General features: G+C 73.4%; 16 protein-coding genes. 10 read left to right on the top strand and 6 right to left on the bottom strand.

The features are described from left to right. Positions 1-21: 21 nt before the first annotated feature. Positions 22-522, bottom strand: a complete 501-nt coding sequence (locus G7063_RS11850) for a pyrimidine dimer DNA glycosylase/endonuclease V (RefSeq protein WP_166414573.1) — start codon at positions 520-522, stop codon at positions 22-24. A 34-nt stretch (positions 523-556) separates the two neighbouring features. Beyond that, entirely contained in the window at positions 557-2,710 is a 2,154-nt protein-coding gene (locus tag G7063_RS11845; protein ID WP_166414572.1) for an MMPL family transporter, read from the bottom strand. Between the two features lie 110 nt (positions 2,711-2,820). On the opposite strand from G7063_RS11845, the gene G7063_RS11840 reads away from it, so the two are divergent. From G7063_RS11840 to G7063_RS11820, 5 genes are all read left to right on the top strand, one after another. Then, positions 2,821-4,512: an FAD-binding protein gene (locus tag G7063_RS11840; protein ID WP_166414571.1), complete on the top strand. Its 1,692-nt coding sequence runs from the start codon at positions 2,821-2,823 to the stop codon at positions 4,510-4,512. Between the two features lie 45 nt (positions 4,513-4,557). Next, the gene (locus G7063_RS11835; protein WP_166414570.1) at positions 4,558-4,866 is read left to right on the top strand and encodes a ferredoxin family protein; all 309 of its coding nucleotides are present in this window, start codon (positions 4,558-4,560) and stop codon (positions 4,864-4,866) included. A 104-nt stretch (positions 4,867-4,970) separates the two neighbouring features. Further along, positions 4,971-6,020 (top strand): ABC transporter substrate-binding protein, encoded by a 1,050-nt coding sequence (locus G7063_RS11830; RefSeq protein WP_166414569.1) that lies wholly within the window; start codon positions 4,971-4,973, stop codon positions 6,018-6,020. After that, the gene (locus tag G7063_RS11825; protein WP_206188149.1) at positions 6,017-7,009 is read left to right on the top strand and encodes an ABC transporter permease; all 993 of its coding nucleotides are present in this window, start codon (positions 6,017-6,019) and stop codon (positions 7,007-7,009) included. Before G7063_RS11830 ends, G7063_RS11825 begins: the two co-directional genes overlap by 4 nt. Next, positions 7,006-7,728, top strand: coding sequence for an ABC transporter ATP-binding protein (locus tag G7063_RS11820; protein WP_166414568.1), 723 nt, complete (start codon positions 7,006-7,008; stop codon positions 7,726-7,728). Before G7063_RS11825 ends, G7063_RS11820 begins: the two co-directional genes overlap by 4 nt. A 119-nt stretch (positions 7,729-7,847) precedes the next feature. On the opposite strand, the gene ald is transcribed toward G7063_RS11820, so the two are convergent. The 4 genes from ald to G7063_RS11800 form a co-directional block, all read right to left on the bottom strand. Next, positions 7,848-8,981: an alanine dehydrogenase gene (gene ald, locus G7063_RS11815; RefSeq protein WP_166414567.1), complete on the bottom strand. Its 1,134-nt coding sequence runs from the start codon at positions 8,979-8,981 to the stop codon at positions 7,848-7,850. A 153-nt stretch (positions 8,982-9,134) separates the two neighbouring features. Further along, positions 9,135-11,252: an ABC transporter ATP-binding protein gene (locus tag G7063_RS11810; protein ID WP_166414566.1), complete on the bottom strand. Its 2,118-nt coding sequence runs from the start codon at positions 11,250-11,252 to the stop codon at positions 9,135-9,137. Continuing rightward, positions 11,252-12,988, bottom strand: a complete 1,737-nt coding sequence (locus G7063_RS11805) for an ABC transporter ATP-binding protein (RefSeq protein WP_166414565.1) — start codon at positions 12,986-12,988, stop codon at positions 11,252-11,254. Before G7063_RS11805 ends, G7063_RS11810 begins: the two co-directional genes overlap by 1 nt. A gap of 126 nt (positions 12,989-13,114) precedes the next feature. Next, the gene (locus G7063_RS11800; protein ID WP_166414564.1) at positions 13,115-14,812 is read right to left on the bottom strand and encodes a dolichyl-phosphate-mannose--protein mannosyltransferase; all 1,698 of its coding nucleotides are present in this window, start codon (positions 14,810-14,812) and stop codon (positions 13,115-13,117) included. A 54-nt stretch (positions 14,813-14,866) separates the two neighbouring features. Here G7063_RS11800 and rsmI point away from each other — a divergent pair, with 54 nt between their 5' ends. The 5 genes from rsmI (at position 14,867) to G7063_RS11775 (ending at position 20,072) form a co-directional block, all read left to right on the top strand. Next, entirely contained in the window at positions 14,867-15,706 is an 840-nt protein-coding gene (rsmI, locus tag G7063_RS11795) for a 16S rRNA (cytidine(1402)-2'-O)-methyltransferase (protein WP_166414563.1), read from the top strand. Between the two features lie 81 nt (positions 15,707-15,787). Continuing rightward, the gene (locus G7063_RS11790; protein ID WP_166414562.1) at positions 15,788-16,255 is read left to right on the top strand and encodes a hypothetical protein; all 468 of its coding nucleotides are present in this window, start codon (positions 15,788-15,790) and stop codon (positions 16,253-16,255) included. Between the two features lie 28 nt (positions 16,256-16,283). Further along, positions 16,284-17,486 (top strand): sorbosone dehydrogenase family protein, encoded by a 1,203-nt coding sequence (locus G7063_RS11785; protein ID WP_240916063.1) that lies wholly within the window; start codon positions 16,284-16,286, stop codon positions 17,484-17,486. Between the two features lie 68 nt (positions 17,487-17,554). Beyond that, positions 17,555-19,162 (top strand): methionine--tRNA ligase, encoded by a 1,608-nt coding sequence (gene metG, locus G7063_RS11780; protein WP_166414561.1) that lies wholly within the window; start codon positions 17,555-17,557, stop codon positions 19,160-19,162. Position 19,163: 1 nt separating this feature from the next. Next, entirely contained in the window at positions 19,164-20,072 is a 909-nt protein-coding gene (locus G7063_RS11775) for a TatD family hydrolase (RefSeq protein ID WP_166414560.1), read from the top strand. Positions 20,073-20,169: the final 97 nt, after the last annotated feature.

Raw genomic sequence — 20,169 nt, 5'->3', positions numbered from 1 at the left:
GCGCGACGCGTCCTGCGGTCGTCAGGTCCGCGCGTCCTCGGGCATCGGCGCTCGCTCCCACGACGCCACCGGACCGTCGACGACGTCGAACAGCGGGTGAGCCCGTGCGTGGGCGCCGAGCCGGGCGAGGTCGTCGGGCGCCCGCAGCGCGAGCTTGGCAGCGAGGTGCGCTCGCTCGAGCGCCAGCTGGCCCGTCGTCACGGTGAGCCGGGGAACGGGACGGTCCGTGTCCCCGCCCGACGTGCCCGCGCCCGACGTGCCCGCGCCCGTCGGGCCCGGCCGGTCGATGCGCGCGCGGTCGAAGCGGTAGCCGCGCGCGTCGGCCTCGTCCGCGAGCCCCGTGAGGTACGCGCCGACCGCGGCGAGCGGGTCGGGCGCCTCACGGAACCGCTCGAGCTGCGGGTGCTGCGTGTAGCCGCGGGTCCGTCCGGCGAGGACGGCCTGCGCGAGCAGCGTCTCGCGCCAGCACGCGACGAGCCCGACGCGGTCGAGCACGCGGGGGTCGAGCGACCAGATCCTCACCGCTCGCCCCGCAGCGCCGCGGGCGGGGGTGTGCTCACCGCTCGCCCTTCGCGAGCCGCGACGGCCACCAGATGACGCGGCCGAGGTCGTAGCCGAGCGCGGGCACGAGGACGGTCCGCACGAGGAACGTGTCGATGAGCACGCCGAACGCGACGATGAACGCGAGCTGCACGAGGAAGAGGATCGGCAGGACGGCGAGGGCGCCGAACGTCGCGGCGAGCACGAGCCCTGCTGACGTGATGACGCCGCCCGTGATGGCGAGCCCGCGCGTGATGCCGTGGTGCGTGCCGTGGGCGAGCGACTCCTCACGGACGCGGGTCATGAGGAAGATGTTGTAGTCGATGCCGAGCGCCACGAGGAAGACGAAGCCGAACAGCGGCACGGCGGGGTCGGCGCCCGGCATGTCGAGCACGTGGTTGAAGACCAGCGCGCTCACGCCGAGCGTCGCGCCGAAGGACAGCACGACGGTCGCGATGAGGAGGATCGGCGCGACGACCGCGCGCAGCAGCAGCCCGAGGATGATGAGGATGACGAGCAGCACGACGGGAATGATGAGGTTGCGGTCGTGCACGGAGGCGTCGTCGGAGTCGATGGCGGTCGCGGTCGAGCCGCCGACGAGGACGTCGTCGCCGACGCTCGCGCGCAGGGCGCGCACGGTCGACTCGGCGGCTGCGGAGTCGGCGGCGTCGGTGAGGGTCGCCTGGAGGAGGACCTGGCCGTCGACGACGGTCGGGGCGGGCGGCTCCGTGCCGGGGCGACCGACGGCCTGGATGCCGTCGGCGGTGACGGGGGCGGTGCCCGACGGGGAGTCCTTCGCGGTGACGGCGAGCGAGGCGACCCCCTGCGTCCCGAGGACGGTCCGTGCGACCTCGTCGAGGCCCGCCTCCGGGGCGAGCACGTAGGTCGGGGAGCCGGAGCCGCCCGGGAAGTGCTGCGCGAGCAGCTGCTGGCCCGTGCGTGCGGGGGAGTCGCCCATGACGAGGTCGGACTGCGCGACGCCGTCGGCCTTGAGCTGCGTGAGCCCGACGCACGCGAGGAGCAGGACGGCCGTCGTCCCCACCCAGAGAGCGCGCGGGCGGCGTGCGACGGCGCCCGGCAGCGCGTGCCACAGGCCGCGCTGCGGCATGCGGGTGTGGGGGTCGGCGGCCTGCTCCGCCGTGAGGGGCTGGGGGCGTCGCGGCCAGAACGCCGCGCCGCCCGTGAGCGCGAGCAGCGCGGGCAGGAGCGTGAACGACGCGATCATCGCCCAGACGATGCCGATCGCGGCGATGGGGCCGAGGTCGCGGTTCGACTGGAGGTCGGAGAGCAGCAGGCACAGGAGGCCCGCGACGACGGTGCCGCCCGACGCGAGGATGGGCTCGCGCGCGCCGCGCAGGGCGGCGCGGGTCGCGGCCCACCGGTCGGGCTGGACGCGGAGCTCCTCGCGGAAGCGTGAGACGTAGAGCAGCCCGTAGTCGGTCGCGGCGCCGATGACGAGGATGAAGAGGATGCCCTGCGTCTGCCCCGAGAGCAGCACGACGCCTTCCTTGGCGAGCAGCCACACGGTTGCGAGCGCCGCGCACAGTGCGAAGACGCTCGTCATGAGGACGAGCAGCGGCAGGACGGGGGAGCGGTAGACGACGACGAGGATGATGAGTACCGCGGCGAGCGCGACGCCGAGGAGAAGGCCGTCGATGCCGGCGAAGGCGTCGCCGAGGTCGGCGGAGAGGCCTGCGGGCCCGGTGACGAGCACCTCGACGCCGTCGGGGACGTCGGCTGCGAACGCCGCGCGGATCGCCTCGACGCCCTCTCCGAGGTCGGACTGCGTGCTGAGCGGTACGAACACCTGGACGGCCTTGCCGTCCTCGGACGGGATCGCGGGGCTTGCGCCGCCCGCGACCTCGGGGAGCGTGGCTGCGGCCTCGGCCGCGGTGCCGAGCGCTGCGAGGTCGGCCTCGGTGAGGCCGCTGTCACGGACCGCGACGACGACCGCGGGGATCGCGTCGCTGCCGAGGAACCCGGTGAGCTGCTTCTGGACCTGCGTGGCCTCCGCGCTCGTCGGCAGGTACGCCGTGGGGTCGTTCGACGAGACCTCGGAGATACGTCCGAAGAGCGGCCCGCCGAAGGAGGCGAGGCCGAGCCAGACGACGACGAGGAGTGCGGGGACGAGGCTGCGCAAGAGGCGGGCGCGGGGTCGGTTTGCAGTCACGCCGTCACTATATACCTAGCCAGGCTAGGAATGCTCCTGGTTCGTCTCGCGATGCGGGATGAGGGCTTTATCTAGACCTTTTTGGTCCAGAAGGCCGTACGTTCCCACCCATGACAGCTCCGCGCCGCGCCCCGGCCCCCACCGTCGACCACGACGACGCCCAGGGCATCACCCTCACCGCCGACGTCCTCGTCGTCGGCGGAGGCCCCGCCGCCACCTGGGCCGCCATCGCCGCGACCGAGCACGGAGCCCGCACCGTCCTCGTCGACAAGGGGTGGTGCGGCACCTCCGGCGTCGCGGCCGCCGCGGGCGTCGCCCACTGGCTCCTGCCGCCGGACGCCGCCCGGCGCGACGCCGAGATCGCCGTCCGCGAGGCCCGCGGCGGCCACCTCACCGACCGTCGCTGGATCGAGGCGGTCCTCGACGAGGCATGGTCCCGCACCGCGCTCGTCGACGGCTGGGGCTACCGCCCCAGGGGAGCGACCCGCGACACCGACCGCAGCCGCGGCGACGACCGCACCCTCGCGGGCACCGCCCCCGACTACCTGCGCTTCCTGCGCGGCCGGACCCGACGCGGCGGCGCGCGCATCCTCGACCACAGCCCCGCGCTCGAGCTCCTCCGCGACGACGACGGCCGCGTCCGCGGCGCCCAGGGCGTCCAGCCGCGCGCCGGACGCCCCTGGACCGTCCACGCCGGCGCCGTCGTCCTCGCCACAGGCGGCACGACGTGGCGCAGCCACGCCCTCGGCGGCGACGTCGACACCGGCGAGGGCCACCTCATGGCCGCCGAGGTCGGCGCCCACCTGTCATCCATGGAGATGTCGAGCTTCTACGGCATGGTCCCGCTCGGCACGTCCATGGACAAGAACGGCTTCATGGTCGCCGCGTCCTACCGGGACCACGAGGGCCGGCCCCTGCACTACCGCGACCTCCACGCGACGCGCATCGAGCTGCTCCGCGCCTCCGAGCGAGGCACGATCACCGCACGCCTCGACCAGGTGCCGCCCGAGCGCCGCGCCGACGCCCGCGCCGCCATGCCCAACTTCTTCATGGTGACCGACAAGCTCGGCATCGACCCCTTCACCGAGCACTTCCCCATCGACTGGGTGACCGAGGGCACCGTCCGCGGGACCGGAGGCCTCCACCTCGCCGGCCTCGACGCGTCCACCGGCGTGCCCGGCCTCTACGCCGCCGGGGACGTCGCCGCGCGAGACCGCCTCGTCGGAGCCGCGACCGGCGCCGGTGGCCCCAACCTCTCGTGGGCCGTCGCGACAGGCACGTGGGCGGGGCGCACGGCCGCCGACGAGGCCCGGAGCCTCCCTCCCTACCGCGGAACCCCGCGGCCCGCGGGCGGGCTCGGCCTGCGGGGCACCGCGCCCGGACCGACGACGCCGACGCCGCGTGCCGTCCTCGACGCCGTCCAGTCCGAGACCCACCCACCCGCGCGCTCCGTCCTCAAGGACGCCGCCATCCTCCGCGACGGAGATGCTCGGCTGCGCGCGCTCGCGTCGGCCCCCGGCGTCCTCGTCCCCGCGGACGGTCCCCGCTCCGCGTCCGCGCTCCGCACGCGGGAGGTCGCCGGGATGCTCCAGACCGCCCGCTGGGTGCTCGCCGCCGCCGCAGCCCGCACCGAGACCCGCGGCATGCATCACCGCCTCGACCACCCCGAGGAGGACCCTGCGCAGGCACGCCGCCTCCTCGTCGGCGGCCTCGGCGACCCGTGGGTCGCCACCGACCCCGAGACCCCGCGCACAGGACCCGACCACGCGCCCTCCCGGGCGGCGCTCGCCGCCCTTGCGTGAGCCCCGCGCTCCCCGCACCCCCACCACCGACCCGAAGGAGACACCGTGATCGAGCTCGTCGACCCCGTCCGCTGCACGCTGTGCGACATCTGCGTGCGCGTGTGCCCGACCAACGTCTTCGACGCCGTCCCCGGCGGCGTGCCGACGATCGCGCGCCAGTCGGACTGCCAGACGTGCTTCCAGTGCGAGGCCTGGTGCCCCGCCGAGGCGATCTTCGTGAGCCCGCTGCGCACGCCCGAGCCGCCCGGCTCGCGCGCCCACGACCGCGACGCGCTCGAGGAGGCGGGGATGCTCGGGCTCTACCGGCGCCGCGTCGGCTGGAGCCGAGCCGACCCCGCCGTCGCGGACGCCTAGCGGTTCCCGACCCGGCCGCGGTCTCCTCTGACCGCCCGGCCGCCGTTCCGCCCTCTGCCCTGCCCTTCGTCCAACCCGCCCACCCTTTCGTCCTGGAGGACCCCATGACCTGGCTCCGCTCTGCCCGCACACCGTCCGACACGCCGTCCCGCCGCCGTGCCCGCGGCCCTCTCGCGACCGCGCTCGCCGCGGCCGCCGCCCTCGCCCTCGCCGCGTGCTCGGCCACCGCCGACGCGACCGGCTCCACCCCGAACGCGCCCGGAGGGCTCACGCCCCTCGTCGTCGGAGCACCGTGGAACGGCGGTCCCGGCACGACGCCGACCGAGACCGGGCCCTTCGGCTACGCCGTCGCACGCGGCCTCGCGGACAAGATCCTCGCGCCGCACGGATACGTATACGACAAGTTCGTCGGCTTCAGCAACGGACCGCCCGTCGTCGAGGCGCTGCTCTCGGGCGACGTCACGGTCGGGTTCATCGGTGACACGCCCGCGACGCAGGCGCGCGCGAGCGACCGCCCAGTGACGGCGCTCGCGATCGCCCGGCCCTCGTCGGACATCTGGTTCCTCACGCGGGACGCGTCGATCACGTCCGTCGAGGGTCTCGCGGGCAAGAAGGTCGCGCTGCAGTTCGGCTCGAACTTCGACAAGTACGGCCGTGCGGTCCTCGAGCGCGCGGGTGTCCTCGAGGACGTCGAGCTCGTCAACCTCCTCTTCGCCGACGCCCTGCCCGCGCTGCAGCGCGGGGACGTCGACGCGGTGCCGTTGCCCGCGACGACCGCCGGCCTGTGGCTCGCGCGCAACGACTTCCACGTCCTCAGCCGCGCGAGCGTCGACGACCCGGACCTTCTCGCGACGAACGTGACGCTCACGGCCGAGGCGACCGCGACGGCGCAGCCCGGGCTCGCGGACGCCGTGTGGGAGGTCTACCGCGCGGGCGCCGACGCGATCGAGGCCGACCACGATGCGTACGCCACCTGGGTGTCGGAGACGACGGGCACACCCGTCGACGTCGTCCTGCAGGCAAACCTCTGGGCGTACGGCACCGAGCGGGTCGACCCGCAGGGCCTCGCCACCGTCCGGACGACGCTCGAGTTCCTCACGGGGAACGGTTCGGGCGCGAAGGAGTTCGACGTCGACGGGTGGGTCGCGCCATGAGCGCGCGTGCCGCCACGGTGCGGACCCCCGTCCCCGGGGCCTCCAGCCCCGGGGCCTCCGTCCCCGAGGCCTCCGTCCCGGGGACCGCCGGCGACTCCCGCGAGACCGGTGCCGGGAGCACGGCGGCGTCCCGCGACGCCCTGGCCGCGACCTCGCCGGTCGGGCCTGCGCGGCACCCACGGCAGCGCACCCGCACGGTCGCCGGCGGCGGCCGGCGCGCCGTCCGTCGCATGGGGCAGGTGCTGCGGCGTGCCGCCGTGCCGGCCGCCCTGCTGGCGGCCTGGGCATGGGGATCAGCGTCCGGGCGCGTCCCGGAGCGGATCTTCCCCGCGCCCTGGCAGGTCGTCGCGACCGCGCGCGACCTCGTCGCGAGCGGGGTGCTCGCCGAGAACCTCGAGGTCTCGCTCGTGCGTGTCGCGACCGGCTTCGCGATCGGCGCCTCGCTCGGGATCCTCCTCGGGGTCGTCGCGGGTCTCTCGAGCCTTGCCGACGAGCTGCTCGACCCGACGCTGCAGATGCTCCGGACGATCCCGTTCCTCGCGGTCGCACCGCTGCTCGTCCTGTGGTTCGGCATCGGCGAGCTGCCGAAGACGATCATCATCGCGACGGCTGCGACCTTCCCCCTCTACCTCAACATCCATGCGGGGGTGCGCCATGTCGATCGCAAGGTCGTCGAGGCCGCGCGCGTCTTCGGCCTGCGAGGCCCGGCGCTCGTGGCCCGCGTCGTGCTCCCGGGGGCCGTGCCGTCGGTGCTCGTCGGGCTGCGCGTGTCATTGTCGGTGTCGCTCCTCGCGCTCATCGTCGCAGAGCTCACCAACGCCCCGCGGGGGCTCGGCGCGCTCATGACGTCGGCGCAGCAGTACTTCCAGACGGACGTGCTCGTCGTCATCGTGGCGATCTACGCGCTGTGGGGGCTGGGGGTCGACCTGCTCGTCCGGGGTCTGGAGCGGGTGCTCCTGCCCTACCGGGTCGCGGGGCGAGCCGCATGAGCGCGCGGGCGACAGGCATCTCCGCGCGCGACGTCACGCGTGCGTTCGACGGCCGCGCGGTGCTCGACGGGTTCTCGCTCGACGTCGCACCGGGGGAGTTCGTCGCGCTCCTGGGTCCCTCGGGCTCGGGCAAGACGACCTTCCTGCGGATCCTCGCGGGGCTCGAGACGCACGACGACGGCGACGTCGAGGTGGGCGAGCCGCTGTCGGTCGTCTTCCAGGAGCCGCGGCTGCTGCCGGGCACGCGGCTTCTCGGCAACGTGCTCCTCGGTCGGCGGCGCGGGCGGGAGTCGCGCGCCCAGGCGCTCGCGGCGCTCTCGGAGGTCGGGCTCGAGGGACGTGAGCGAGCGTGGCCGACCCAGCTGTCCGGGGGCGAGGCCCAGCGGGTGGCGCTCGCGCGAGCACTCGTGCGCGACCCGGGCGTGCTGCTGCTCGACGAGCCGTTCGCGGCGCTCGACGCCCTCACACGCATCCGCATGCAGATGCTCGTCGCGGACCTGTGCCGACGGCACCGGCCTGCAGCGCTGCTCGTCACGCACGACGTCGACGAGGCGATCCTCCTCGCCGACCGGGTCGTCGTGCTCACGGACGGTCGGGTCGGTCTTGACGTCACGGTGCCCTTCGCACGCCCGCGTCGACGTGGCGTGCCGGGCTTCGGCGACCTGCGGCTGCAGCTGCTCGACGCGCTCGGTGTGGTCGAGCGGGTCGGGGCGTCCTAGGCGTCGCGGCCGCCTCGGGGTCGCCCGACGGCTTCGAGGCACGGAGGGGCGGTCTCCCGCGCAGCGCGGGAGACCGCCCTCCGCGTCGCGCGCGTCGTGGAGACGGAGGGTACAGACGGTCAGAGGGTGGCGAGCGGCAGGCCATGGGCGTCGGCGACGCCCACGTGCCGGACGAGTCCCTCGCTCGTCGTGAGCCCGGCGCGCAGGCCCGCGCGCAGCGACGCCCGGCGCGGCCCGTGGTCGCCGTCGTCTGCCCCGACCGCGAGGGGCGTGCCGCTGGCGAGCTCGAGCAGGTACGGCAGCGTCGCGTTCGTCAGCGCCCGCGTCGACGTCACCGGCACCGCTCCGGGCATGTTCGCGACCGCGTACACCCGCGAGCCGTGCACCTGGTAGACGGGGTCGTCGTGCGTCGTGGGGTGCGACACCTCGAAGCAGCCGCCCTGGTCGATCGCCACGTCGACGAGCACCGAGCCCTCGCGCATCCGCGCGACGAGCGCGTCCGAGACGAGGTGCGGCGTCCGCGCCCCCGGCACGAGCACGGCCCCGACGACGAGGTCGGCCTCGAGGAGGAACGGCTCGATCTCCCACGCGTTCGACGCCGCCGTCCGCACGTGACCGCCCGTCTCGGTGTCGATCGCCCGCAGCGTCTCCGGCGAGACGTCGACGACGGTGACGTCCGCGCGCATGCCGAGCGCGATCTGCGCCGCGTTGCGCCCGACGGTCCCGCCGCCGAGCACGACGACCTTCGCCGGCGGCGTGCCCGGCACGCCGCCCATGAGGATGCCGCGGCCGCCGCGCGAGCGCATGAGCTCGACCGCGCCGACCTGCGCCGCGAGCCGGCCCGCGATCTCGCTCATCGGCGCGAGCAGCGGCAGGCCACCCGTCGGCCCGGTGACCGTCTCGTACGCATAGCTCGTGACCCGGTGGTCGAGCAGCGCACGCGTGAGCGGCAGGTCGGCGGCCGCGTGGAGGTAGGTGAAGAGCTCGAGCCCCGGCCGCAGGAAGGCGTGCTCGGCGGGCGTCGGCTCCTTGACCTTGCAGACGAGCTCCGCGCGCTCCCAGACCTCGGCCGCGTCCGCGACGACGGTCGCGCCGGCCGCCACGTACTCGTCGTCGGGCATCGCGGAGCCCGCACCTGCGCCGGCCTCGACGAGCACCTCGTGGCCCGCCGCGACGAGCGCGTGGACGCCGCCGGGCGTGCACGCGACGCGATACTCGTGGGTCTTGGTCTCCGTGGGAACACCGATGCGCATGGCTCCACGGTAGTCGCCAGTCGCGGCGGCCCACCGGACCGGGCCCGCGGGCGGCAGGACGCGCACGCGACCGTGCAGGTGATGACACGGACGGCCGAGGGCCCGCGACCTGTGGTCGCGGGCCCTCGGCTCCGTGCGGGGATCAGGCGGGTGTCACGCCTGATCCGGTGCGTCCTCGTCCGTCACGTCGGCCGCGTCGGCCGACGACTCGTCGTCGGACGTCTCGTCGTCCCCGGGCGCGGACTCCGGCCCGCCGCGGAACTGGCTCTCGTAGAGCTCGCGGTAGGCACCGCCGCGCTCGAGCAGCTCTGTGTGGTTGCCCTGCTCGACGATGCGGCCCGCCTCCATGACGAGGATGAGGTCCGCGTCGCGGATCGTCGAGAGCCGGTGCGCGATGACGAACGACGTCCGGTCGGAGCGCAGCGCGTGCATCGCGTGCTGCACGAGCAGCTCGGTGCGGGTGTCGACCGAGCTCGTCGCCTCGTCGAGGATGAGCAGCGACGGCTGCGAGAGGAACGCGCGCGCGATCGTGATGAGCTGCCGCTCGCCGGCGGAGACGGAGCCGCCGTCGGAGTCGACGACCGTGTCGTAGCCGTCGGGCAGCTGCCGCACGAAGCGGTCGACCATCGTGGCCTTCGCCGCCTCGATGATCTCCTCGTCGGTCGCGTCGAGGCGGCCGTAGCGGATGTTGTCGCGGATGGTCCCGCCCCACAGCCACGCGTCCTGGAGGACCATGCCGACCTGTCCGCGCAGGTCGGAGCGCGTGAGGTCACGCACGTCGACGCCGTCGAGGAGGATCTGCCCGCCCTGGATCTCGTAGAACCGCATGATGAGGTTGACGAGCGTCGTCTTGCCGGCGCCCGTGTGACCGACGATCGCGACCGTCTGCCCCGGCTGCACGGTGAGCGAGAGGTTCTCGATGAGCGGGCTGGCGGGGTCGTAGGAGAACGAGACGTCGCGGAGCTCGACGTGCCCGTCGGTGCGCGCGGGCAGCGTGGCCGACGCGTCGTCGGGCTCCTCCTCCTCGGCGTCGAGCAGCTCGAACGTGCGCTCGGCCGAGGCGACGCCCGACTGGAGCATGTTCGCGATGCCGGCCATCTCCGCGATGGGCTGCGTGAACTCGCGCGAGTACTGGATGAACGCCGTCGCGTCACCGAGCGTCATGCTGCCGGACGCGACGCGCAGGCCGCCGCCGACGGCGATGAGCACGTAGGAGAGGTAGGAGACGAAGGTCATCGCGGGCATGATCATGCCCGAGACGAACTGCGCGCCGAACGACGCCTGGAAGAGCTTGTCGTTACGCTCGTCGAACTCGTCGAGCATGACCTCGTCACGACCGTAGGCGCGGACGAGGTCGAGGCCCGAGAAGGTCTCCTCGACGTGGCCGTTGACGGCTCCGGTGTGCGCCCACTGCGCCTTGAAGAGGCGCTGCGAACGGACGCCGATGATGCCGGCGACCGCTCCCGACAGCGGCAGGGCGATGAGCGCGAGCAGCGCGAGCTGCCACGACACGACGAACATCATGACGAGGATGCCGAGCACCATCATGATCGACTGCACGAGCTGGCTGAACGCCTGCTGGAGGGCGGACTGCACGTTGTCGACGTCGTTCGTCACGCGTGACATGACGTCGCCGCGCTGGCGCGTGTCGAAGTACGACAGGGGCAGACGGTTGAGCTTGTGCTCGATCTCCTCGCGCAGGTTGTAGACGACGCGCATGACGAGGCGGTTGAGGATGAAGCCCTGCGCCCACATGAAGATCGAGGAGACGACGTAGAGGCCGAGGACGGTCGCGATGAGCACCGCGAGACGGTCGAAGTCGATGCCCTGGCCGGGCACGGCGCCCGAGCGCAGCAGCATGTCCGCGAACGTGTCCTGCCCCTGGGCGCGCAGGGTCGCGACGATGGTCTCGAGCGGCATGTCGGCGGGGAACTGCTTGCTGATCGTGACGCCGATCCAGCCGCTGAAGATGACGTCCATCGCACGGCCGAGAACCTTGGGCGCGATGACGGACAGGACGACGCTGCCGACGACGAAGGCGAGCACGATGCTCATGAGCGCCTTCTCGGGGGCGAGCAGCCCGACGAGGCGCTTGGCCGACGGCCAGAAGTTCTGCGCCTTGCGTGCGGGCGGTCCGCCCATGAACGGGTCGCCGTCCATCTCTCCCGGCGTGAAGTCGAGCTCCTCCTCGGCGACGGCGACAGCCGCCGTGGCCTCGGCTCCGGCGTCCGGCTGTGCGGCGTCGGTGCGCCGGCGGTCGGTGCGGGCCATCAGGCCACCCCCTCGATGCTCATCTGGGACTCGACGATCTCGCGATAGGTCTCGTTCGATGCGAGCAGCGCGTCGTGCGTGCCCTCGCCGACGACCTTGCCGTCGTCGAGGACGACGATGTGGTCGGCGGTACGGATCGTCGAGATGCGCTGCGCGACGATGATGACGGTCGCCCCTGCGGTCGCGTCCGCGAGCGCCTCCCGCAGGAGGGCGTCGGTCGTGACGTCGAGCGCGGAGAACGAGTCGTCGAACAGGTAGACCTGCGGCTGCGCGGCGAGCGCGCGCGCGATGCACAGGCGCTGGCGCTGGCCGCCGGAGACGTTCGTGCCGCCCTGCGCGACGGGCTCGTCGAGCTCCTTGGGCTTGGCGCGGACGAAGTCTGCGGCCTGCGCGACCTCGAGCGCGTGCCACATGTCGGCCTCCGTGGCCTCGGGCCGGCCGAAGCGCAGGTTGGACGCGATAGTCCCGGAGAAGAGATAGGGCTTCTGCGGCACGAGGCCGACGAGTCCCGCGATCTGGTGGCGGCCGAGCGAGGAGACGGGGACACCGCCGATCGACACGGTGCCCTGCTGGGCCTCGAAGAGGCGCGGGATGAGCCCGAGGAGGGTGGTCTTGCCGGAGCCGGTGGAGCCGACGATCGCGGTGGTCCGTCCCGCGCGGGCCGTGAACGACACGTCGTCGAGGACCGGCAGCTCGGCGCCGGGGTACCCGAAGGTCACGTGGTCGAGGACGACGTCGCCGCCCTGCGGCGCCGCGGCGGAGCCCTCGGCCGGAGCCTTCATCGTGGGGACGGCCTCGAGGACCTCGTCGATGCGCTCGGCGGAGACGACGGCGCGCGGGATCATCATCATCATGAAGGTGCCCATCATGACGGCGACGAGGATCTGCAGGAGGTACTGGAGGAACGCGGTGAGCGCCCCGACCTGGATCTGGCCGGCGTCGACGCGGTGCCCGCCGAACCACAGCACGGCGGCCGTGGCGAGGTGGAGGATCATCATGATGACGGGGAACATGAGGACAAAGAGGTTGCCGACCTTGATCGAGACGTCGGTGATCGCGAAGTTCGCGTCCTGGTAGCGCTTGGCCTCGAAGGGCTCGCGGACGAACGCGCGGATGACGCGGATACCGGTGATCTGCTCGCGCAGGACGTCGTTGATGCCGTCGACGCGGTCCTGCATCTGGCGGAACAGCGGCAGGAGCTTGACGACGAGGATCGAGACGATGACGAAGAGCAGCGGCACGGACACCCACACGAGCCACGACAGACCCGGGTCCTCGCGCAGCGCCATGACGATGCCGCCGATGCACATGATGGGCGTCGACACCATGAAGTTCAGCGTCATGAGGACGAGCATCTGCACCTGCTGGACGTCGTTCGTCGAGCGCGTGATGAGCGTCGCGGTGCCGAAGCGGGAGACGTCGAGGGAGCCGAGCGAGTCGACCTTGCGGAACACCTCGCGGCGCAGGTCGCGGCCGATGCTCATCGAGGTGCGCGCACCGAAGTAGACGGCGGCGATCGCCGTGACGACCTGGGCGAGGCACACGAGGAGCATCTGGAGGCCGGTGCTCCAGATGAAGTCGACGTCGCCGAGCGAGACGCCCTTGTCGATGATGCGGGCGTTGAGGCTCGGCAGGTAGAGGGCCGCGATGGTCGAGGCGAGCTGGAGGACGCCGACCGCGGCGATCCACCACCAGTAGGGGCGGGCATGTCGGAGCGCGAGACGCAGAAGTGTCACCGGGGAGCCTTCCGTCGGACGTGGGCAACGTCCGACGATAACCCTGGCCTCCGACATCCGGGAGTGGTTTACCCGTCGCCCGCTCTCAGCGCTCCGCGAAATCGTCGGTGCCGACGCCTTCGGGGATCAGATCCAGGACTGCAGCCACATGTGCCACTGCCAGAACTCGAAGGGCACGACCTTGGCGGTCCAGATGGGGTAGAAGAACACGCTCACGGCGACGAGGAGCCCGCCGACCACCCAGAGGATCCGGCGCACGAGGCGCCGTCGGCCCGGTGATCCCTCCGTGTGCTCGAGCGCGAGCGCGACGGCGTAGCCGAGAGCGAGGTACACCCAGGGTGCGAAGGCGATCGTGTAGAACGTGAAGATCGTGCGGTGCGAGTAGAGCAGCCACGGCGCCCAGCCGGCGACGATGCCGGAGAGCACCGCGACGCCGCGCCAGTCCTTGCGCCACACGACCCACACGACCGCCAGGAGCAGCGCCGCCGTGCCGAGCCACCAGACGAGCGGGTTGCCGAGCGACGTCACCGCGACCGAGCACTTCTCGTACGCGCACGCGCCGAGGCCGTCGGGCAGCTCGCCGCCGCGCTCGACGGAGCGGTAGTAGAAGGACGTCGGGCGCAGCTGGAGCAGCCAGCCCCACGGGTTCGACATGTACGTGTGGGGTGTCGTGAGCCCCGTGTGGAAGTCCCACATCTGCACGTGGTACTCGACGAAGGACCGCAGCGGCGCGGGCAGCCACTGGATGCCCTGGCCGGGGTTGTCCTCCGCCCAGAGCCGCTTGTACGAGCCCGTGTTGGCGAACCAGGCGCTCCACGACGCGAGGTAGGTGAGGCCCGCGAGGGGCACCATCGTCACGGCCGCCGGGACGGCGTCCTTCCAGAGCGTGCCGTTGGCCCAGCCCGTGACACCGACGGTGCGTCGCGCGGAGGCGTCCCAGAGGACGACGAGGACGCAGAGGACCGCGAGGAAGTACGCGCCCGACCACTTCGTGCCGATGCACAGTCCGAGCGCGACCGCGGCGGCGAGCCGGTACCAGCGGATACCGAGGTGCGGCCCCCAGCGCCCGAGGCCCTGGCCGGCGTCGAGGAGCGCGGCGGCGCGCCGCGCGAGCCTGCGGCGGGAGTCGAAGCGGTCGAGGACGACGAACGCGAAGCCGACGAGCGCCCAGAACATCACGAAGCTGTCGAGCAGGCCCGTGCGCGCGTGGACGATGCCGACGCCGTCGATCGCGAAGATGCCGCCGGCGACGACGCCCGCGACAGTCGAGGAGAACAGGCGGCGGCCGACGCGCGCGACGATCCACACCCCGAGGACGCCGACGACGGCGGTCGCGAGGCGCCAGGCCCACGTGTTGTCGGCGCCGCCGAGCTTGAGCCCGAGGGCGATCATCCACTTGCCGACGGGCGGGTGGACGACGTACTCGGCGCTGTCGAGGAAGATGTCGCGGTTGCCGGCCTCGAAGGAGGCGTTGGGCTCGTCGGGCCAGGCCGCGTCGTACCCGACCTGCAGCAGCGAGTACGCCTGTTTGACGTAGTAGGTCTCGTCGAACACGAGCGTCCTGGGCCGGCCGAGGTCCCACACCCGCAGGACGGCCGCGAGGACCGTCACGAGCAACGGACCGAGCCAGCCCCACAGGCGGTCCTGCGCGGTGAGACCGAGGCGCAGGGCACGCTCGCCGAGGAGCTCGCGCAGGAGGCGCCGCTCGGTCGACTCGACGACGTCGGGGAGCGGCTCGACGACGACGTCGGTCGGCGCGACGACGTCGGGGAGCTCGTCGTCGGCGGTGCCGGCGGGCGTGGGGGCGGTCGTCACGTCAGACATCGTAGGGGAGCAGTCGCGTCGGGGCAGGGGACGGGCCGTGGCAGTCTTGTGGGCATGACCGGATCGCTCATCCTCGCGGCCACCCCGATCGGCGACGTCGAGGACGCCTCGCCGCGCCTGCGGCGCCTCCTCGTCGAGGCCGACGTCGTCGCGGCCGAGGACACACGGCGTCTCCTCGCGCTCGCCGCGCGCCTCGACCTCAAGGTTCCCGGGCGCCTCGTCTCCCACCACGAGCACAACGAGTCGGACCGCGCGGACGACCTGTGCGACGTCGTCGAGGGCGGCGGGACCGTCCTCGTCGTCTCGGACGCCGGCATGCCCACGGTCTCGGACCCGGGCTTCCGCGTCGTGCAGCGCGCCGTCGAGCGCGGCCTGCGCGTCACGGCCGCGCCGGGGCCGAGCGCCGTGCTCACGGCCCTCGCGCTCTCGGGCCTGCCGACCGACCGCTTCTGCTTCGAGGGCTTCCCGCCCCGCAAGGACGGGGACCGCGCGCGGACGTTCGGGGCCCTCGCCGACGAGCGACGCACGATGGTCTTCTTCGAGTCCCCGCACCGGATCGACTCGACGCTCGCGTCGATGGCCGGGGCGTTCGGCGCCGACCGCCCCGCGGCCGTGTGCCGCGAGCTCACCAAGACGTACGAGGAGGTTCTGCGCGGCACGCTCGGCGAGCTCGCGGAGCGCGCGGCCGCGGAGCAGCTGCGCGGCGAGATCTGCGTCGTCGTCGCGGGGGCCGAGGCGCCGGCCGCGGCCGAGCCCGCCGACCTCGTCCCCGAGGTCCTCGCGCTCGCGGACGGCGGCGTCCGGCTCAAGGACGCGGTCGCGCAGGTCGCGGTGCGCGCGGGCGTCGCGAAGCGCGACCTCTACGAGGCCGCGCTCGCGGCACGGGGCCGCTGAGCGCTCCACTCGGCACGCAACCCTCGCGCACACCCCCGGCCTGCGCGAGGATGGTCGGGTCAGGCAGACGGAGGGGGAGACATGGCGTCGACAGGTGCGTTCGCAGGTCCGGGCGGTTCCCGCCCGTTCGGGTACTGGCTCGGCCTCGTCGAGGGGCTCGTCGAGGACGCGTTCGGTCGGGTCTACGACGAGGCGGGGCTCACGCGGCGGCACTGGCAGGTGCTCGCCGTCGTGCGTGACGGGGCGAGCAGCCCCGCGCAGGTCGACGCGCTCCTCGGTGCGACCGGCTCCGCGACGACGGTCCCGCACCTCGAGGACCTCCGCGCCCGCGGCTGGGTCGCGGGTCCCGCGCACCTCGAGGGCGCGCCCGCGGACGTCGGCGGGCTCGCCGTGACGGTGGCGGGGGAGGAGGCGTACGCGGACCTCCAGGCGGGGCTCGGCGAGGCCCGCAGCGCCATGACGCGCGGCCTGGCCGCGCGCGACTACGAGGTCACGGTCCTCACGCTCCAGCACGTCGCCCGCAACCTCGGCTGGCAGGGGGACGCGTGACGCGCCGGGCGGTGGAGAGGGCGGCACGGTGACCGCGCGGCTGCGCGTCGCGCGGCGCACGCGCGTGCTCGTCGTCGTCCTCGCGCTCCTCGCGGCCGTCGCGGTCGTCGTCGTGGGGATCGTGCTCGACCGTCGGCCCGGTCCCGGGCCGACGCCCGTGACCCCGACCCCCACCGCGGGCGCGACCACCCCGGAGGAGAGCCCCGAGCCCACGGCGACGACGCCGCCCGGGCCGGTCGACGTCACCGTGACGGACCGTACCGAGGTCGTCGACGACCTGGCGGCGCCGTGGGGCATGGCGCTCCTGCCGGGCGGCGACCTCCTCGTGACCCTGCGCGACACGGGCACGCTCGTGCGGGTCGCGCCCGACGGCACGACGACTCCCGTGACCGGGCCGGGCGCTGACGCGCTCGCGCGCGAGACCGTCCACCGTGGGGAGTCGGGGCTGCTCGGCGTCGCCGTCGCCCCCGGGACGTCGGACATCGTCGTCCAGCGCACGGGGACCGACGGCAACGCCGTCCTGCGCGGCACGCTCACGGGTGCGACGCTCGGCGAGCTGACGACGCTGCTCGACGGCATCGCGTCGGCCCAGTTCCACGATGGCGGCGCGGTCGCCTTCGGGCCCGACGGCATGCTCTACGTCGCGACGGGCGACGCGACCGAGCCGCGCACGGCGCAGGACCCGGACTCGCTCAACGGCAAGATCCTGCGGCTCACGCCCGAGGGCGAGCCGGCGCCCGGCAACCCCGTGCCGGGGTCGCCCGTGTGGAGCCTCGGGCACCGCAACGTCCAGGGTCTCGGCTGGGACGCCGACGGCCGCATGTTCGCCTCGGAGCTCGGCCAGGACACGTTCGACGAGCTCAACCAGATCCTCCCGGGCCGCAACTACGGCTGGCCCGAGGTCGAGGGCACGGGTGGCACGGACGACGGCTTCGAGGACCCGCTCGTCACGTGGACGACCGACGAGGCCTCGCCGTCCGGCCTCGCCGTCACCGACGAGGGCGTGTACGTCGCGGCGCTGCGCGGCGAGCGGCTGTGGCGCGTCGACCTTGCCGAGCTCGCGGAGGGCGCTGCGACCCCGACCGTCGTCCTCGACGGCCTCGGCCGTCTCCGCGGCGTCCTCGCCGAGCCGGGCGGCACCCTGCTCGTCTCCTCGAGCGCGACCGACGGGCGCGGCGAGCCGCGGGCCGGCGACGACCGCGTCTGGCGGCTCACGCTCGGACGGTCCTGAGCCCGCGGTCCCGGACGTTTCCCAGGACGCGGCGCGGCGGCGGCCGCCGCCGCCCTAGGATTGACCCCATGGCCCAGAACTCGTCCTTCTACATCACGACGCCGATCTACTACGTCAACGACGCCCCCCACATCGGGCACGCGTACACGACGGTCGCGGCGGACGTCCTCGCGCGCTGGCACCGCCAGCGCGGCGACGACACGTGGTTCCTCACCGGCACGGACGAGCACGGCCAGAAGGTCATGAACACCGCGGCGAAGCACGGCGTGACGCCGCAAGAGTGGGCGGACCGCCTCGTCACCGAGGAGTGGCAGCCCGTCCTCGCGACGCTCGACGCGACGAACGACGACTTCATCCGGACGACGCAGGAGCGTCACACCGAGCGGGTCCAGAGGTTCCTCCAGGGCCTCTTCGACGCGGGCCACATCTACCAGGGCAAGTACGAGGGCTACTACTGCGTCGGCTGCGAGGAGTACAAGCTCGACGGCGACCTCGTCGACGGCACGGGCGAGGACGCGGGGCAGAAGGTGTGCCCCATCCACTCGCGGCCCGTCGACTGGCTCTCGGAGGACAACTACTTCTTCCGTCTGTCCGCCTATGCGGACCGGCTCGTCGAGCTCTACGAGTCCCACCCCGAGTTCGTGCAGCCGGCCTCCGCGCGCAACGAGGTCATGGCGTTCGTCAAGGGCGGCATGAAGGACCTCTCGATCTCCCGCAACACCTTCGACTGGGGCATCCCGCTGCCGTGGGACTCCTCGCACGTCCTCTACGTGTGGTTCGACGCGCTGCTCAACTACGCGACGGCCGTGGGTCTCGGTGACACCGAAGGCCCGGGCGCGGAGCAGTTCGCGCGTCGGTGGCCCGCGTCCGTCCACCTCGTCGGCAAGGACATCCTCCGGTTCCACGCGGTCATCTGGCCGGCCATGCTCATGGCTGCCGGCCTGCCCCTGCCGACGACGGTGTTCGCGCACGGCTGGCTGCTCGTCGGCGGCGAGAAGATGAGCAAGTCGAAGCTCACGGGCATCGCACCTGCGCAGGTCATCGACCACTTCGGCTCGGACGCGTTCCGCTACTACTTCATGCGTGCGATCTCCTTCGGCTCGGACGGCTCGTTCTCGTGGGAGGACATGTCGGCGCGGTACGCGGGCGACCTCGCGAACGGCCTGGGCAACCTCGCCTCGCGCGTCGCGGCCATGGTCGGCAAGTACTTCGGCGGCGTCCTGCCCGCGGCCGGGGGGGCCCAGGAGATCGACCTCGCGCTCGCGGGTGTCGCCGCCCGGGCGACGGCCGACGCGGAGGCTGCGATCGACCGCATCGCGCCGCACGAGGCGATCAACGCGGTGTGGACGCTCGTCGACGCCGCGAACCACTACGTCACCGACACCGAGCCGTGGAAGGTCGCGAAGGACCCGGCCGCGCTCGGCGACGGCGGCCGGCTCGCGACGATCCTCGTGACGCTCGCGAACTCGCTGCGCTCGCTCGCGGTGCTCCTGCACCCCGTGCTGCCGAAGGCGACCGCGTCGCTGTGGGAGCAGCTCGGGGCGGAGCCCGCGCTCGGCGCGCTGGACCTGCAGCGCGTCCAGGACGCCGGCACCTTCGGCGTGCTGCCGGCCGGCACGATCATCACGAAGGGCGACGCGCTCTTCCCGCGCCTCGAGGACCCGGCCGAGGCCTGACGTGGGACGCCGCCGCGAGCGGGGCTGGGCCGCTGACCCGGCGCCGCTCGAGGTGCCGGCCGTCGACGGCCACACGCACCTCGACTCGATCCACGACGTCCTCGGCCCCGAGGACCCGCACCCGAGCGTCCGCGAGACGATCGATCGTGCCGTCGCCGTCGGCGTGCCGCGCATGGTGCAGATCGGCTGCGACCTCGAGGCCGCGCGTGCGACCGCCCGGCTCGTCGAGGAGCACCCCGAGCTCGTCGGCGGCGTCGCGATCCACCCCAACGAGGCGCCCCTGCACGCGGGGATCCGCGAGGTCGCGCCCGACGGGCTCGAGCCCGCGCCCCTGCCGAGGCACGAGGTGAGCCTCGACGACGCGCTCGCTGAGATCGCCGAGCTCGCGCGGCACCCGCGCGTGCGGACCGTCGGGGAGACGGGACTCGACTTCTTCCGCGGCGGCGAGCGCGCCCGCGAGGTCCAGCGGGAGGCGTTCCGCGCGCACCTCGCGCTCGCGCGCGAGACGGGCCTGCCCGTGCAGATCCACGACCGCGACGCGCACGCGGACGTCCTCGACGTCCTCGCGCGCGACCGCGCACCCGAATCAGTCGTCTTCCACTGCTTCTCGGGCGACGCCGAGATGGCGTCGTTCTGCGCCGCGCAGGGCTGGTACCTGTCGTTCGCGGGGCCCGTGACGTACAACGCGAACGACGACCTCCGGGCCGCGCTGCGCGTCACGCCGCTCGACCGCCTCCTCGTCGAGACCGACGCCCCGTACCTCACGCCCGTGCCCGCGCGTGGCCGCCCCAACGCGCCCTACCTCCTGCCGCACACCGTGCGCTTCGTCGCCACGACCCTCGGCCTCACCGAGGCCGAGATCGCGACCGCGACCAGCGCGAACGCCGACCGCCTCTACGGCCCGTGGTGAGTCGCGCGCCACGGGACCCCGGCTCTGTCAAGGCCGGAGGTCCCGCAGGTGAGAACGGTCACCGCGTGTTGCCACGGGCACCCCGGCCGGGGTTGAA

The sequence above is a fragment of the Sanguibacter sp. HDW7 genome, assembly GCF_011300875.1.
Lineage (GTDB): Bacteria > Actinomycetota > Actinomycetes > Actinomycetales > Cellulomonadaceae > Flavimobilis.
The sequence above is the reverse complement of the archived record's forward strand: the minus strand, read 5'-3'. Positions and strand labels throughout refer to the sequence as shown.